General features: G+C 63.0%; 17 protein-coding genes and 1 tRNA gene. 8 read left to right on the forward strand and 10 right to left on the reverse strand.

Annotated features, from left to right (window positions below; all coding sequences use genetic code 11):
* The first annotated feature begins 71 nt into the window (after nt 1–71).
* The 5 genes from OE747_RS12770 to OE747_RS12790 all read left to right on the forward strand — a co-directional run bounded on the left by OE747_RS12770 (nt 72) and on the right by OE747_RS12790 (nt 3,887).
* Complete coding sequence (locus tag OE747_RS12770) at nt 72–1,160, forward strand: SPOR domain-containing protein (protein ID WP_263828977.1); 1,089 nt, start codon at nt 72–74, stop codon at nt 1,158–1,160.
* Nucleotides 1,157–2,173 carry a beta-N-acetylhexosaminidase gene (gene nagZ / locus OE747_RS12775; RefSeq protein WP_263829066.1) on the forward strand — a complete coding sequence of 339 codons (1,017 nt, stop codon included), beginning with the start codon at nt 1,157–1,159 and terminating at the stop codon, nt 2,171–2,173. Before OE747_RS12770 ends, nagZ begins: the two co-directional genes overlap by 4 nt.
* A complete protein-coding gene (locus OE747_RS12780; RefSeq protein WP_263828978.1) occupies nt 2,154–2,945 on the forward strand; it encodes a segregation and condensation protein A in 792 nt (263 codons plus the stop codon). Before nagZ ends, OE747_RS12780 begins: the two co-directional genes overlap by 20 nt.
* On the forward strand, nt 2,942–3,601 hold the full coding sequence (gene scpB / locus OE747_RS12785; protein WP_263828979.1) for an SMC-Scp complex subunit ScpB: 660 nt from the start codon (nt 2,942–2,944) through the stop codon (nt 3,599–3,601). The genes OE747_RS12780 and scpB overlap by 4 nt, the downstream gene beginning before the upstream one ends.
* A 70-nt stretch (nt 3,602–3,671) precedes the next feature.
* On the forward strand, nt 3,672–3,887 hold the full coding sequence (locus tag OE747_RS12790) for a hypothetical protein (RefSeq protein ID WP_263828980.1): 216 nt from the start codon (nt 3,672–3,674) through the stop codon (nt 3,885–3,887).
* 9 nt (nt 3,888–3,896) lie between these two features.
* Here OE747_RS12790 and OE747_RS12795 read toward each other — a convergent pair whose 3' ends face one another.
* The 8 genes from OE747_RS12795 to OE747_RS12830 form a co-directional block, all read right to left on the reverse strand.
* Nucleotides 3,897–4,976: a 2'-deoxycytidine 5'-triphosphate deaminase gene (locus OE747_RS12795; protein ID WP_263828981.1), complete on the reverse strand. Its 1,080-nt coding sequence runs from the start codon at nt 4,974–4,976 to the stop codon at nt 3,897–3,899.
* Between the two features lie 61 nt (nt 4,977–5,037).
* Nucleotides 5,038–5,114 (reverse strand) — tRNA-Pro (locus OE747_RS12800).
* 61 nt (nt 5,115–5,175) lie between these two features.
* Nucleotides 5,176–5,898, reverse strand: coding sequence for a MerR family transcriptional regulator (locus tag OE747_RS12805; protein WP_263828982.1), 723 nt, complete (start codon nt 5,896–5,898; stop codon nt 5,176–5,178).
* A gap of 16 nt (nt 5,899–5,914) precedes the next feature.
* Nucleotides 5,915–6,217: an integration host factor subunit alpha gene (gene ihfA / locus OE747_RS12810; protein ID WP_164127686.1), complete on the reverse strand. Its 303-nt coding sequence runs from the start codon at nt 6,215–6,217 to the stop codon at nt 5,915–5,917.
* A gap of 86 nt (nt 6,218–6,303) precedes the next feature.
* On the reverse strand, nt 6,304–7,275 hold the full coding sequence (locus OE747_RS12815; protein WP_263828983.1) for a beta-ketoacyl-ACP synthase III: 972 nt from the start codon (nt 7,273–7,275) through the stop codon (nt 6,304–6,306).
* A 4-nt stretch (nt 7,276–7,279) separates the two neighbouring features.
* Nucleotides 7,280–8,398, reverse strand: a complete 1,119-nt coding sequence (plsX, locus tag OE747_RS12820; RefSeq protein ID WP_263828984.1) for a phosphate acyltransferase PlsX — start codon at nt 8,396–8,398, stop codon at nt 7,280–7,282.
* Nucleotides 8,399–8,422: 24 nt separating this feature from the next.
* Entirely contained in the window at nt 8,423–8,629 is a 207-nt protein-coding gene (rpmF, locus tag OE747_RS12825; RefSeq protein WP_263828985.1) for a 50S ribosomal protein L32, read from the reverse strand.
* Between the two features lie 208 nt (nt 8,630–8,837).
* Nucleotides 8,838–9,374, reverse strand: a complete 537-nt coding sequence (locus tag OE747_RS12830) for a YceD family protein (protein ID WP_263828986.1) — start codon at nt 9,372–9,374, stop codon at nt 8,838–8,840.
* Between the two features lie 84 nt (nt 9,375–9,458).
* Here OE747_RS12830 and OE747_RS12835 point away from each other — a divergent pair, with 84 nt between their 5' ends.
* From OE747_RS12835 to OE747_RS12845, 3 genes are all read left to right on the forward strand, one after another.
* Entirely contained in the window at nt 9,459–9,926 is a 468-nt protein-coding gene (locus OE747_RS12835; protein ID WP_263828987.1) for an outer membrane protein assembly factor BamE, read from the forward strand.
* 99 nt (nt 9,927–10,025) lie between these two features.
* Nucleotides 10,026–10,766 (forward strand): GNAT family N-acetyltransferase, encoded by a 741-nt coding sequence (locus OE747_RS12840; RefSeq protein WP_263828988.1) that lies wholly within the window; start codon nt 10,026–10,028, stop codon nt 10,764–10,766.
* Between the two features lie 52 nt (nt 10,767–10,818).
* Nucleotides 10,819–12,633 (forward strand): ABC-F family ATP-binding cassette domain-containing protein, encoded by a 1,815-nt coding sequence (locus tag OE747_RS12845; RefSeq protein ID WP_263828989.1) that lies wholly within the window; start codon nt 10,819–10,821, stop codon nt 12,631–12,633.
* Nucleotides 12,634–12,699: 66 nt separating this feature from the next.
* On the opposite strand, the gene OE747_RS12850 is transcribed toward OE747_RS12845, so the two are convergent.
* The gene (locus OE747_RS12850) at nt 12,700–13,455 is read right to left on the reverse strand and encodes an SDR family NAD(P)-dependent oxidoreductase (RefSeq protein ID WP_263828990.1); all 756 of its coding nucleotides are present in this window, start codon (nt 13,453–13,455) and stop codon (nt 12,700–12,702) included.
* 29 nt (nt 13,456–13,484) lie between these two features.
* Nucleotides 13,485–14,387 (reverse strand): GNAT family N-acetyltransferase, encoded by a 903-nt coding sequence (locus tag OE747_RS12855; protein ID WP_263828991.1) that lies wholly within the window; start codon nt 14,385–14,387, stop codon nt 13,485–13,487.
* Nucleotides 14,388–14,413: the final 26 nt, after the last annotated feature.

Genomic DNA, 14,413 nt, shown 5'->3' on the forward strand with positions numbered 1-14,413 from the left:
CTGACCGAGGCAGTGGCAAGAAAAACCTGAGCGCGACCAGAGAGTTGCGCGAACGGGCAGTGAGGCGGAGTATGGCGAGTTTTGATTACACGGGTCACGTGAACCCGAACCACGTGCATTATTCATACAAGGTGCCCGAGTTCGATGTGGTCGAGTTTCCTCTGGATGATGTCCAGCCTGAAGGCAGTGCACCCGAACAGGCGAACCCAAGACTGGGTCGGATTGTCAGCCTAATGGGGGCGGTCGGTTCGCTTGCATTGGTCGTCGGCATTGGAATCTGGGGCTACAAGCTGGTGATGCGGGATGTCAGCGGCGTGCCTGTTGTGCGCGCCCTCGAAGGGCCGATGCGCATTCAGCCCGACAATCCGGGTGGCTTACCTGCCGACCATCAGGGTCTTGCCGTGAACACGGTCGCGGCTCAAGGCACAGCCGCGCCGCCCGCTGATCGGCTTGTCCTTGCGCCGCGCCCGGTTTCGCTCAGCGATGAAGACGTTCCCATGGGCGAGATCAAGCCGATTCCGGTCTCGCTGTCCAACGCCGGTGATGTCCGGCCAGAAGCGGTAGAAGCTTTCCGCAACGGCCAGATTGATCAGCTGGTTCAGGAGCTTACGCAAGGTGCCGGTCAGCTCTCCGACAGCGAAAACGCCCTGTTGGAGGAAGAGAAGACTGAACTGGCCTCGATCGAGCAACCTGCACCGGTGACCGCAATCGATCCGGCCGATCTGGCCCAGGCGAGTTCCGGCAACCCGCTTGCCGGGGAGCCGGGCGTGCGACGCTCGCTGCGCCCATTGGCGCGACCGGGCCGCGCCGTTCCGGCGGATGGTACTGCCGAGGCCACGACCAATGCGGCGATCAACGCGGCGCTAGGCACGGCGACTGCCGTCGATCTCGACCCCGAGGCTCTGCCGACCGGCACGCGGCTGGCGCAGCTTGGCGCCTATGACACCCCGGATATCGCGCGCGCGGAATGGGATCGCCTCTATGGTCGTTTCGGCGAGTACATGGATGGCAAGCAACGCGTCATCCAAGAGGCGTCGAGTGGTGGGCGCACCTTTTACCGGCTGCGGGCCGCAGGGTTCGATGACCTGAGCGAGGCGCGCCATTTCTGCTCGGTCCTGGTTGCGGAACGCGCCGATTGCATTCCGGTGACCACGCGGTGAACTACGGCGCGACGATCCTCGATGCCGAGGGGCTGCGCCTGAATGCGGATGAAAAGGCGTTGTTTCGGGACGCCGATCCCTTCGGGTTCATCCTGTTCGGGCGCAACATCGACAGCGCCGAGCAGATACGCGCGCTTTGTTCCGACTTTCGCGAGGCGGTCGGGCGCGATTGCATGATCACGATTGACCAGGAGGGTGGCCGCGTCCAGCGGCTGCGCCCGCCGTTGGCCCGCAACTGGTTGCCGCCGCTCGATCACGTCGCGCGGGCGGGTGAAAATGCGGAACGGGCGATGTATCTGCGCTATCGCCTGATTGCCGCCGAGCTTCGCGACCTCGGGATCGACAGCAATTGCGCTCCGATGCTGGATCTCGCGGGGGACGATACTCATGCCTTTCTACATAACCGCTGCTATGGGGGTGCGGCCGAGACGGTGAGCCGTTTGGGGCGGGCCGTGGCCGATGGGCTGCTGGCGGGCGGAGTGCTGCCGGTTGTCAAGCATATGCCCGGCCACGGGCGCGCCACGCTCGACAGCCATCATGACCTGCCTCATGTCGCCGCGACCGCCGACATGCTGGACGTCACGGATTTCGCGCCATTCCGCGCGCTGAACGATCTACCGCTGGGAATGACCGCACATATCGTTCTTGACAAGATCGACCCACGCCCGGCGACGGTTTCGCCAGTCGTGATGCAACTGATCCGCGAGCGGATCGGCTTTCAGGGGCTGATCATGACCGACGATATCTCGATGAAGGCATTGGCCGGCACCATCGCGGAGAAAACCGCGCAAGCCATCGCGGCGGGCTGCGATATCGCGCTGGTCTGCAACCAGACCCTGAAGGACCGCGAGGCGGCGGTGCATGCCGCCGGTCGATTGACGGAACAGGCGCAGGCCCGTGCCGAGCGGGCCTTGGCCCAGCGTCAAAAGCCTGCGGAACTTGACATCCCTGCTGTCGAAGCGGAACTATCTCGCCTTATGGGCGGGCAGGTGTATGACGGACAACCTCTTTAGCGAAGAACAGGTCTCGGTCGCCGAGCGGCTTGCGGCCGAGGCACTGATCGTGGATGTGGACGGGTTCGAGGGGCCGCTCGACCTGCTGTTGACCCTGTCGCGCACGCAAAAGGTGGATCTGCGCAAGATCTCGGTGCTGGAACTGGCGCGGCAATACCTGGCCTTTGTCGAACGCGCCAAGGCGCTTCGGATCGAACTGGCGGCCGACTATCTGGTGATGGCGGCCTGGCTCGCCTTTCTGAAATCGCGCCTTCTGCTGCCGCCCGACCCGGAAGAGGACGGCCCTTCGGGCGAAGAACTCGCCGCGCATCTGGCATTCCAGCTGGAACGCCTTCAGGCCATGCGCGATGCCGCCGCCCGGCTGATGGGACGCGACCAGTTGGGGCGCGATTTCTTTCGCCGGGGGCAGGGCGAGGATATCGCGCGGATCAGGACCGTCACCTATTCCGCCTCGCTTTTGGATCTGATGCAGGCCTATGCCCGCATCCGCACGCGCGACGAGTTCCGGCCCTTTGTGATGGACCGCGACAAGGTCTATACGATGGAGCAGGCGCTGGAACGGATGCGCAGCCTGATTGGGTTCGCCGGCAGCTGGACCGACATGGCCAGCTATCTGCCCGAGGGCTGGGGGCTTGACCCTGTCCGCCGCCGCTCGGCCACGGCGGCGACTTTTGCCGCCTCGCTGCAACTGGTCAAGGAAGGTCATCTGGAAATCCGCCAAACCGAAAACTTCGCGCCCATCCATCTGCGCAGAAAGGACCCCGAGACGTGAGCGAGACGTCCGAAGACCGCACCGAGAGTTTGTTCGAGGCACCGCCGGTGGCGGAACAGGAGCGCATGGTCGAAGCCGTGCTGTTTGCCAGCCCCGAGCCGGTGAGCCTGTCCGACCTGGCGGCACGGATGCCGCATGGTAGCGATCCGGCGCAGGCCGTCGAGCTATTGCGCAAGCGCTACGAGGGGCGCGGCGTGCGCGTGGTTCAGGTCGGCGAAGCCTGGGCTATTCGCACCGCGCCCGATCTCGGCTTTCTGATGCAAAAGGAAACGGTTGAGACCCGCAAACTGTCGCGCGCCGCGATCGAAACGCTCGCGATCATTGCCTATCACCAGCCGGTGACACGGGCCGAAATCGAAGAGATCCGCGGTGTGTCCGTCTCGCGCGGAACCATCGACCAACTGCTTGAGATGGAGTGGATCAGGCTTGGGCGCCGCCGCATGACGCCGGGGCGGCCGGTTACCTTTGTCGTCACGCCGCATTTCCTCGATCACTTCGGATTGGAAAGCGCCCGCGACCTGCCTGGGCTGAAGGAACTGCGCGCGGCCGGACTGCTGGAAAACCGGCCGCCACCCGGGATGCTGCCAATCAGCGAACCCCGCGACGAGGAGGAGACAGAGTCCGGGCAGCCGGAATTATTTGCGGATGAGGGGTAGCGGCGCCCTGAAATCTCCCAATTTCGGCACTACATTCCCCGCGGGCAGCAAAAGGAACCTTGAAATGAACATGAACCAACTGATCGACATGATTGTGCGCACGGTCATTCGGCGGGCGGTCAACTCGGGTGTGAACGCAGGCTTCGACGCCGTGTCGAAGCTTGGGCAGAGAAGTGGTCCGGGACCGACGGACATGGACGAGGCCAAGTCGCAACCGGATCCCGAGCGCGAAAAGCTGCGCGCGATGCGTCAGGCACGCCGCGCCGCTCGGTCTTCGCAAGGGTAGAGCAGCCGTTCAGCCCGGGGTCTTGAAGTGTTTCGAGAGCTTCAGCCCCTGACCCTGATAGTTCGATGCGATGCCTGCGCCGTAAAGCTGCGTCGGGCGCTCTGCCATTTTCTCGTAGACCAGCCTGCCGACGATCTGACCGTGTTCCAGCACAAACGGTGCCTCATGGCAGCGCACCTCCAGAACACCGCGTGAGCCGGCGCCGCCGGCCTCTGTATGGCCGAATCCGGGGTCGAAAAAGCCCGCGTAATGCACCCGGAATTCGCCCACCATGGCAAGGTAAGGTGCCATTTCGGCAGCGTAGAGCGGCGGAATATGCACGGCCTCGCGGCTCACAAGAATGTAGAACGCACCAGGGTCGAGAATGATGCGTCCATCGCTGGTGCGCACTTCCTCCCAGTACTCCGAGGGCTCATAGGCGGCAATCCGGTCCAGATCTATGACGCCGGTATGGGGTTTGGCCCGATACCCCACCAGATCGCTGCCGGGCAGACGCAGATCGACGGAAAAGCCTAACCCGTCGTGAATGACGGCAGGGCCATCGACCAGGGGCGTCTGGGCGTGCAGGGCGCGCAGATCTTCGTCGCTCAGGCTGACCTGGCCGCTGCGAAAACGAATCTGGTTCAGTCGCATCCCCGGCCGCACCAGAACCGAAAAGGACCTGGGGCAGATTTCGGCATAGAGCGGGCCGCAATACCCGGCGGGAATCCGGTCGAACTCCGTCCCACCATCGGTAATGGTCCGTGTCAGCAGGTCGAGCCTTCCGGTCGAGCTTTTGGCATTGGCGACGGCGCTGACATCCTCGGGCAAGGCCAGTGCTTCCATGAGCGGAACCAGATAGACGCATCCTTTTTCGAGAACCGCGCCCTGGCTCAGGTCGATCCGATGCATCTCGAACTCGTTCAGGCGGCTGGAAACGCTGTTTCCGGCCCCGGCCAGAAACGAGGCACGCACGCGATACGCGACGTTTCCCAATCGAAGATCGAGGCTTGCGGGCTGAACTTGTGCCGGCAGTACCGGCTGCACCGCGCGGATTTGACCGGCGCCGATCATGGCTTCGATCTGCTGGTTCGGACAAACGCCTGTCATCCCATTTCCCCCGTCTTCCAGAGGCCCTGGTTTGCCATTTTTTCGTTACGTCGGTGTGATTTGGTCGGGCTAGCAGGACTCGAACCTGCGACCTTCCGTCCCCCAGACGGACGCGCTACCAGGCTGCGCCATAGCCCGACGTTGGAGTGTTCATACCGGTTTTCGCGGCAGGGGCAAGGGGAAAACATAACCTTTTTCGTTACCCTGCCTGCCGGGAGAGCCAGCCTTTCAACTGATCGACCAGGGGCTCGATTTCCGGTGTCGCATCCGGGGGCAGGTTTGTGACTTGCGCCAGCAATCCAAGCAGTCCGGGTTGAATTTCGGTCTCTTCTTCATGCGCAGTCTCGCGCTGACCGTCGGTCCGAGACTGGGGCTCGTCTTTCGGTCTTGGATCGTCCGCGCGCTGCTCCGACGCGGACAGGGTCACGATGTCGACACCCTCCGCCATGTCATCGCCATCGATATCCTCCGGCGCGTCCGAGTCATCCGTTTCCGAAGCTTCCGAGACGATATCGGGGAACAGGGAACCGAGGCTGTTTTCCTCGCCCAGATCCATGTCGATCTGCACAGCCCCGGACGGTACCTGTTTGGGGGCGTTGAATCGGACGACATTGCCGCTGTCTTCCAACTCGGCGCCCGCCGAATCGTCCAGGCCCTGTGATAAGGACGCGATATGAGCTACGCCTTGCTCGCGCAGAATTTTCTGGACACCCTTGATGGTCATGCCATCTTCGTGCAGCAGCTTCTTGATCCCGCCCAGCAACAGCATGTCCGCCGGACGATAATAGCGTCGTCCACCGGCGCGTTTCACCGGTTTGACCTGGCTGAACTTGCTTTCCCAGAACCGCAGAACATGCGCCTGAACACCGAGCCATTCCGCGACTTCGGAGATGGTACGAAATGCATCCGGCGATTTGCTCATGAGCTATGCCTTTGACCTACTTGCGGTTTCCGGCCGCGACTCGTTCCTTCATCAAATGCGAAGGGCGGAAGGTCAGAACCCGACGGGGCTGGATCGGCACCTCTTCGCCGGTTTTTGGATTGCGGCCAACACGGGCGGTTTTTTCCCGTACGCTGAACGTCCCGAATGACGAGATCTTCACCTGTTCGCCGCGCACCAGCGCGTCCGACATATGATTCAGCATGCTCTCGACCAGTTGCGCGCTTTCGTTGCGCGAAAGACCGACCTCGCGAAAAACCGCTTCGCTCAAATCCATTCGTGTCAGAGTTTTGTCACTCATGCGGGACCCCCGTGCTGTTGTGAGAGCATAGGGTGTGGGGAAAATCCCTGTCAATATCAATGAATTGCAAAGCGCAGGTTAGGCCGTTACCAGCGCAGCACCACGGCCCCCCAGGCAAGGCCGCCGCCAATCGCCTCGGTCACAACCAGATCGCCCTGTTTGATCTGGCCGCGCTGCTTACCCACAGACAGGGCAAGCGGGATCGAGGCGGCCGACGTGTTGCCGTGGTCCTGGACCGTGACAACCACCTTGTCCATCGGCAGGCCCATCTTTTTCGCGGTGCCTTGGATGATGCGGATATTGGCCTGATGTGGCACGATCCAGTCAACATCGGTACTGTGCAAACCGGCTTTTTCCAAAGCTGTTTCAGCGGTTTGCGCCAGTTTTTCAACAGCATGGCGGAACACCTGGTTGCCCTGCATGCGCAAATAACCGGTTGTTTGCGTCGACACGCCGCCATCGACATAAAGCAGGTCGCGATAGCGCCCGTCCGAATTCAGATCGACGGCAAGTATGCCTCGGTCCTGCGGGGTGCCCGACGATTCTTCGGCCTCCAGAACCAGCGCTCCGGCGCCATCTCCGAACAGGACACAGGTCGAACGGTCGGTCCAGTCCATGATCCGGCTGAACGTCTCGGCGCCGATCACCAGGACCCGTTTCGCCTGACCCGAAACGATCAATGCATTGGCGTTGCTCAGCGCATAGACAAAACCGGCGCAGACGGCCTGCACGTCAAAGGCATAGCCATTGGTCATGCCAAGGCGGGCCTGCACCATGGTCGCGGCAGAGGGAAAGGTCAGATCTGCGGTCGACGTCGCCAGCACGATTGCGTCGATCTGATCCGCGCGCAGCCCGGCATCCGCCAGAGCCGCCTGCGCGGCCTTGGTGGCAAGATCCGACGTGGTTTCGCCCTCGGCCGCGAAATGGCGCCTTTCGATGCCGGACCGGCTGCGGATCCAATCGTCCGTCGTATCCAGTGTCTTTTCGAACTCGGAGTTGGGAACGACTCGGGCGGGAAGATAGTGCCCGACCCCTTTTACGACTGCTCGGCCTGTCATCGGATCAGTTGCTTTCTTGTTCTTTGTTCGTGGCCGCCTCTGCGACCGTTGCGACATCCTGCGTCAGTTCGGCGACAGAGGCAACGCGGGCCGCGAGCCTTTCGGCAAAACCGGATCGCGCCAGCGTGAAGGCCAGTTTTATCGCGGCCGAAACACCGGTGGCATCGGCGCTGCCATGTGATTTGATCACGGTGCCGTTCAGCCCCAGAAACACCCCGCCATTCACCCGGCGAGGATCAATACGCTTGCTCAGGCGACGCAAAGAGGTGACGGCCAGCACCGAAGCCAGGCGGGAGAGCAGCGAATACTGGAACGCCTCGCGCAGTTGCGAGGCGATCATGCGCGCGGTGCCTTCGCCGGTCTTGATCGCGACATTGCCGGTGAAGCCGTCGGTCACGATCACATCGCAGCGGGTGCCCGGAATGTCGCTGCCTTCGACGAATCCCACGAATTCGAAATTCGCGGGTTCCGCATATTGCGCGATAAGCGCCTGCGCCTCTTTCAACTCGGCGCGGCCCTTGTGCTCTTCGGTGCCGACGTTCAGCAGGCCGACACGCGGGCGCGCCAGCTGCATGCCGTTGCGGGCATAAGAGGCTCCCATCAGCGCGTATTGCAGCAGGTCGGGCGCATCGGCGCGGATGTCGGCGCCGGCATCGAGCAGAACGTTGAACCCCTGAGGATTGCGCGAGGGAAACAGAATCGCAATCGCCGGGCGGGTTACCCCTGGCAACCGCCGCAGCCGCAGCATGCTGAGCGCCATCAGCGCACCGGTGTTGCCGCAGCTTACCGCACCCGCGGCCTCGCCCGAGCGCACCGATTCGAGCGTCGACCACATCGACGTGTTCTTGCCGTTGCGGACGACCTGGCTTGGCTTGTCCTCCATCGTGACGACGTCCGGACAATCACGAAAAACGACGCGCCCATCCAGGACACGTCGTTTCGCCACCAGGTCTCGCAGCGTTTCTTCGGGGCCGTGCAAGATGAACCCCAGTTCGGGGTTCTTCTCTGCTGAATTTGCAATCCCTGCCACCACGACCGAAGGACCCGCGTCCCCGCCCATAGCGTCAACCGAGATGATGATCTTTCCGGTCGCCGTGCCGGTCTGATCGGGCTGAGCTGTCATGCCGTGGCCTGCTCAGGGACGCGCTCAGGCCGCGTCTTCGTCCAGCTCGATCTCGTCGGCCTGAGCGACGACTTCGCGGTCGTCATAATGGCCGCAGGCGCCACACACGTGGTGGGGCCGCTTCAGCTCGCCGCAGTTCGGGCATTCATTCGGGTTGGCAGCAACCAGGGCGTCATGCGCACGGCGCATGTTGCGACGCGATTTGGATACTTTGTTCTGTTGGACAGCCATGGTCTCAACCTTTGTCTTAACTGAGGGCCCCGGACAAAGCCGTGGGCCGGTTTCATTCTTCGTTTCCTAGAAGGTGTGACGAGCGTTTAGGCTGCCGCCCGCGCGTTGTCCAACCCTAAATCCGATTGAGCGCGCGAAAATACTGCGATTCTCGCCACGTTCAAGGGGTTTTTCTGGCCGCCCCCTATCGCAGGTTTCCAGGCCCTTGTCATGGGTCTTTTTTCAGGCTGTCGCGCAACGCGGCCAAACCGGCAAAGGGACGGGTCTCCTCGTCGGTCATCGCCTTTTTGCCCGGCTCGGCGAACACTGCCTCGACCAGTTCGACACCGTCCTTGCGGGGATAGACAGGCAGTGCCAGCGCCAGCGCCTCGGTCATGACCGTCTCTAGATTGATGACGGGCCCGAGCGGCTCGGCTTCGTCGTTGTCGGGCATTTCGGCTTCTTCTTCGTCCGGGTCCGACCAGTCGGCAAGAAACAGCCGGCGCACCTCTGTGTCGATCCGGGTTGTCACCGGTTCCAGCGTCACGACACAGGGCTGCACCACCGTTGCGCCCAGCATTGCGGTCAGGCGCCAGTCGCGTTTGCCCTGGGCGCGGAGGTCCCCGACAAAAGAGAGCTTTCTCAGCCCATCGAGGCCAAGCGCGCGCGCAAGTTCGCCCAGGCCAGCCGAATCCGGCCTGAGTGAGAAGGTCGTGGCCCTGTTTTGCGGCAGATCCGAGACCCGCAGCACGGTTTCGTCAGTCATCAAGTGGCTTTCGTCTGTTGAACCGAAGCAAAGGTTTCTGTAATCGGGATAAAAGGCGCGCAAGGCCAAGGCAAGGGGGCAGGAATGTCAAAGACCGCAGGGCTGTTGAAACCGGTGTTCCGTATCCTCGCGATCGGTATCACCGTCGGCGTTGTGACCGCCTGCACCGCCATCTACCGAAATCACGGCTATGTTCCGACCGAAGAGGAACTGGCTGCGATCACCGTGGGCGTGGACACGCGCGACAGCGTGCTCGAAGCGGTGGGGTCCCCCAGCTCCTCAGGCCTGCTGAATGAAAGCGGCTATTTTTATGTTTCGACTCGCATGCGCCACTATGGCGCCCGCGCCCCTCAGGTGGTGTCGCGCCAGTTGGTTGCGATCAGCTTTGACCAGCGTGGCGTTGTGCGCAACATCGAGCGTTTCGGGCTGGAAGACGGCCGTGTGATCGCGCTGGATCGCCGGGTGACCAGTTCCAGCATCGAGGACAAGACCTTCCTGCGGCAGCTTTTGGGCAATATCGGCACCTTCAACCCCGCCAATGTGATCAACTGACCGGCGCCGTTTCCGGTCCGCCTGTCACCGGCCTGTCACGCTCTTGTGTGACGGGGCAGAGCGCAATAGCTTTGGTTTGATCTCGCAAAGGACCGGGTCATGAGTGACGCTGTGCTGTTGAGTAAGGGCCGCTATCGCGCACGGCTTGCGGCGTCGCCCGGGGATTTGCTGCTGGCGCAACAGTTGCGCACACTGGCTTTTGGCACGCGGGACCTGGATCAGGACCGGTTCGACACGATCTGTGAACATGTCCTGATAGAGGACATGAGTGAAAACGGGTCTCTGGTCTGTTGCTTCCGCATGTTGATCATGCAGCGCGGCAAAGAGATCGGCGACAGCTATTCGGCGCAGTTCTATGACCTCTCCGCGCTTCAGGATTTCAACGGGCCGATGGTGGAAATGGGTCGGTTCTGCCTGCATCCCGACCGCCATGATCCCGATATCCTGCGGCTGGCTTGGGGGGCGATGACAGCCTTTGTGGATCGCAACGGGATCGAGTTGCTGTTTGGCTGCTCCTCTTTTGCGGGGACAGAGACCGACATGTATCTCGACGCATTTGCCATGTTGAAACACCGGCATCTCGCGCCCAAGCGCTGGCTGCCGCGCGTCAAGGCGCCGGATGTCTTCCGGTTCGCGGCGCGGCTTCGGCGCAAACCGGATGCGAAAAAGGCGATGCTCAGGATGCCGCCATTGCTCAGAACCTATCTGATGATGGGGGGCTGGGTCAGCGATCATGCGGTGGTGGACCGGCAGATGAATACGCTGCACGTGTTCACCGGGGTCGAGATCGGTGCGATTCCAGCCGCGCGCAAACGGCTGTTGCGGGCGGTTGCGGGCTAGGCTGTCCACAAGGGGCGTTGACGTCCCGCAAGGCGCGGTTTAGCTGGCGCTCATGGCACGTATTCCTCTGTTGCAGATGACCGGTATCTCGCTGACCTTTGGCGGAGATCCGATTTTTTCCGGGCTCGACCTTGTGGTTCAGCCGGGTGACCGCGTCGCGCTTGTCGGGCGCAACGGATCGGGCAAGTCCACCCTGATGAAGGTGATGGCTGGCCTGGTCGAGCCTGATGCCGGAGAGATCGTGATACCACCTGGGAAATCAGTTGGTTACATGGAGCAGGACCCGACGATGACCGGGTTTGCGACGCTGGGCGACTACGCGTCCAGCGGGCTGGAGCCGGGTGAGCTTTACAGGGTTGAGCGCGCCGGAGAGGGTCTCAAGTTCGATCCGGCCCGCGCGGTCGGAACCGCTTCGGGTGGGGAGCGGCGGCGCGCGGCACTGGCCAAGCTGATGGCCGAGGCGCCCGAGTTGATGCTGCTGGACGAGCCGACCAACCATCTCGATATCGAGGCGATCGGCTGGCTGGAACGGGAGTTGTCGGCGACCCGCGCGGGTTATGTCCTGATCTCCCACGACCGCGCGTTCTTGCGTGCGCTGACACGCGCAACCCTTTGGATTGACAGAGGAATGGTGCGCCGGCAGGAGCGTGGATTCGAGGATTTCGAAGCCTGGCGCGACAAGGTCTGGGAGGACGAGGATGCCGCCCGCCACAAGCTGGACCGGCTGATCAAGTCCGAAGGTCGCTGGGCGGTCGAGGGAATCAGCGCGCGCCGCAAGCGCAACCAGGGCCGCGTGCGCGCCTTGCAGGCGCTGCGCGCGGAACGCACGGCGCAGATCAAGCGTCAGGGAACGGCGGCCATGTCATTGGAATCCGGGCCGAAATCCGGGCGCAAGGTGATCGAGGCCAAGGGGCTGAGCAAGGTCTTTGGCGGCAAGACCATCGTCAAGGGCTTCGACCTGACGGTTCTACGCGGCGACCGGGTCGCTTTTGTCGGGCCGAATGGTGTAGGCAAGACCACCGTCCTCAAGATGTTGTTGCAGCAGGTCGAACCGGACGCAGGTGTTGTGCAGTTGGGCACGAATCTGGAGGTTGCGGTCTTTGACCAGACGCGGGCCCAGCTTGACCCCGAGATGAGCCTGTGGGACAGCCTGACAGGGGATCCTGAAATGCGGGTCTCGGGCAAGGCGGATCAGGTGATGGTGCGGGGCGAACCTCGCCATGTGGTGGCCTATCTCAAGGACTTTCTGTTCGACGAGCGGCAGGCAAGAGCGGCTGTTAAGTCCTTGTCCGGTGGGGAAAAAGCGCGGCTTTTGTTGGCGCGGTTGATGGCGCGGCCTTCGAACCTGCTGGTGCTGGACGAACCGACCAACGATCTCGACGTGGAAACGCTGGACTTGCTTCAGGAGCTGCTGGATGACTATGACGGCACCGTGCTGCTGGTGAGCCACGACCGTGATTTCCTGGACCGCGTCGCCACCACCACGGTGGCGATGGAGGGCGATGGCAAGGCCGTGGTCTATGCCGGTGGTTGGTCGGATTACCGCGCGCAGCGACCCGAGCGAACTTTGGAAAATATAGAAAAACCAAAGATATCCACGCAAAAGGTGAAGTTGGATGCAAAGCCGAAACAGGGGCTGAGCTTCTCGGAGAAACACCGGCTGGAGGCGCTGCCGGGCGAGATCGCGCGGCTGGAGGCGGAGATCGGCAAGCTGAACGAGCTGATGTCGGATCCCGAGCTGTACAGTCGTGAACCGGTCAAGTTCCAGAAGGCGACCGAGGCGCTGGTGCAGCGGCAGGAAAAGCTGTCGGCGGCCGAGGAGGAATGGCTGGCTCTGGCCGAGAAGGCCGAGGCCGAACAGGCGTGAATTGACCGTTTTGTACCGGCCCGGGGGCCGGTATTGACCGTTTTGTACAAGACCGTAGAGGCCGGTTCAGCGCATCCGCAGCGCGCCGTCGAGGCGGATGACCTCGCCGTTCAGATAGCCCATCTGCACGATGAAGGCAGCCATGCGGCCGAACTCTTCGGGGCGGCCAAGGCGGGCCGGGCAGGTGACTTCGGCGGCAAGCGAATCCTGCGCCTCTTGCGGCAGACCGAGCAGCATGGGCGTCAGGAAGATGCCGGGCGCAATCGCCATGACACGGATGTTGTCGCGCGCCAGATCGCGGGCCATCGGCAGGGTCATGCCGACGATGCCGCCCTTGGAAGACGAGTAGGAGACCTGACCCTTTTGTCCGTCGAAGGCGGCGATGGAGGCGGTGTTGATGATCACGCCGCGTTCGCCATCGGCGTCGGGCTCGTTCCGGGCCATCTCGGCGGCGGCCAGGCGGGCGACGTTGAAGCTGCCCAGCAGATTGACGTCGAGCGTCATCTTGAAGGTCTTGAGCGGCAGCGGGCCGTCCTTGCCCAGGGTCTTGCCGACCGTACCGATACCGGCGCAGTTCACCGCGACGGTGATCTTGCCCATCTTGGCCTTGGCATGGGCGATGGCGGCGGCGACCGAGTCTTCGCTGGTCACGTCGGTCTGGGCAAAGTGGCCGCCGATCTCGGCGGCGATCCTTTCGCCCCGCTCGGCATCGCGGTCAAAAATGGTGACTTGCGCGCCATTGGCGGCGAAATAACGGGCGGTCGCCTCGCCCAGGCCGGAAGCGCCGCCGGTGATTACGGCTGCGGTGGTGTCGAGTTGCATGGGCCTCTCTCCCTGATATGAACATGTGTTCAATAATCCGGAGCGGGGGCCTCTGTCCAGCTTTGATACATGCGCGCGCGGTCGAGCCGGGCCAGCGGACGCAACGTTTTACCCAAGGGCGGCCACCAGGCCCAGGTACCGCCGAGGGGGCGGGCGCGGGCGCCGGTGCCCAGCTTGAACCGGGTCAGTCCGGGGGTCTGCTCGGTCTCCACCGGGCCGAGGTCGAGCCGGGTCGCGCCTTGGGTGGTGAGCCAGGTCATCGCCTGCCACATCAGCAGGGTCTGGGCGCTGGCGGCGCGGCCTGCCGGGGTGCTGTGGCCGATGTGATAGCTGGCCGCCATGCCGTGACGCAGGATCAGCAGGCCCGCGACGGGGATACCGCTTTGGTGGGCTGTGAACAGCTGCGCCGCGCCGGGATTGGCGCGGGCATAGGCCAGCGTCAGGGCGGTGGGCCAGTTGCGGTAGCCGCGCGCGCGCTGTTGCGCGGACTCGGCGGTGAGCAGCCAATGGGCGGGGGCCAGCGGCAGGGGGGCTTGGGTCATGTGCAGGCCCTGGCTGCGCGCGTGACGCAGGCGGTTGCGCCATTTCTGGTGCAACCCCGCCATCAGGTTGCCGGTGAGATCCAGTTCGGCGACATGGGCCGGGGTGATCAATGGTACCGCGCCCAGCCGTTCTAGACCCGGGCAGGGTGTTTCAGGGTTCATCAGAATCAGGTGTCGGCGCAGCCCGGCGCGGGCGATCAGACCGGGCAGGAGCGGTGGATCGAGGCGGGCGCGGCTGAGCAGGGCGATGGGTATCCCGCAGATGCGCCGTGTCAGCGCCAGTGTACCATCGTCCAGTTGCGCCGCTTGCTGGCCGCAAAACGCCAGTGCGGCGGCGAACTCGGCGCTTTGTTGCAAGGGGGGCGAAGCTAGGGCGATGGTGTCGAACATGGCGCCATTAACCGGTTCGAAACCTA

The organism is Ruegeria aquimaris (assembly GCF_025751555.1).
In the GTDB taxonomy this organism is placed as follows: domain Bacteria; phylum Pseudomonadota; class Alphaproteobacteria; order Rhodobacterales; family Rhodobacteraceae; genus Ruegeria_B; species Ruegeria_B aquimaris.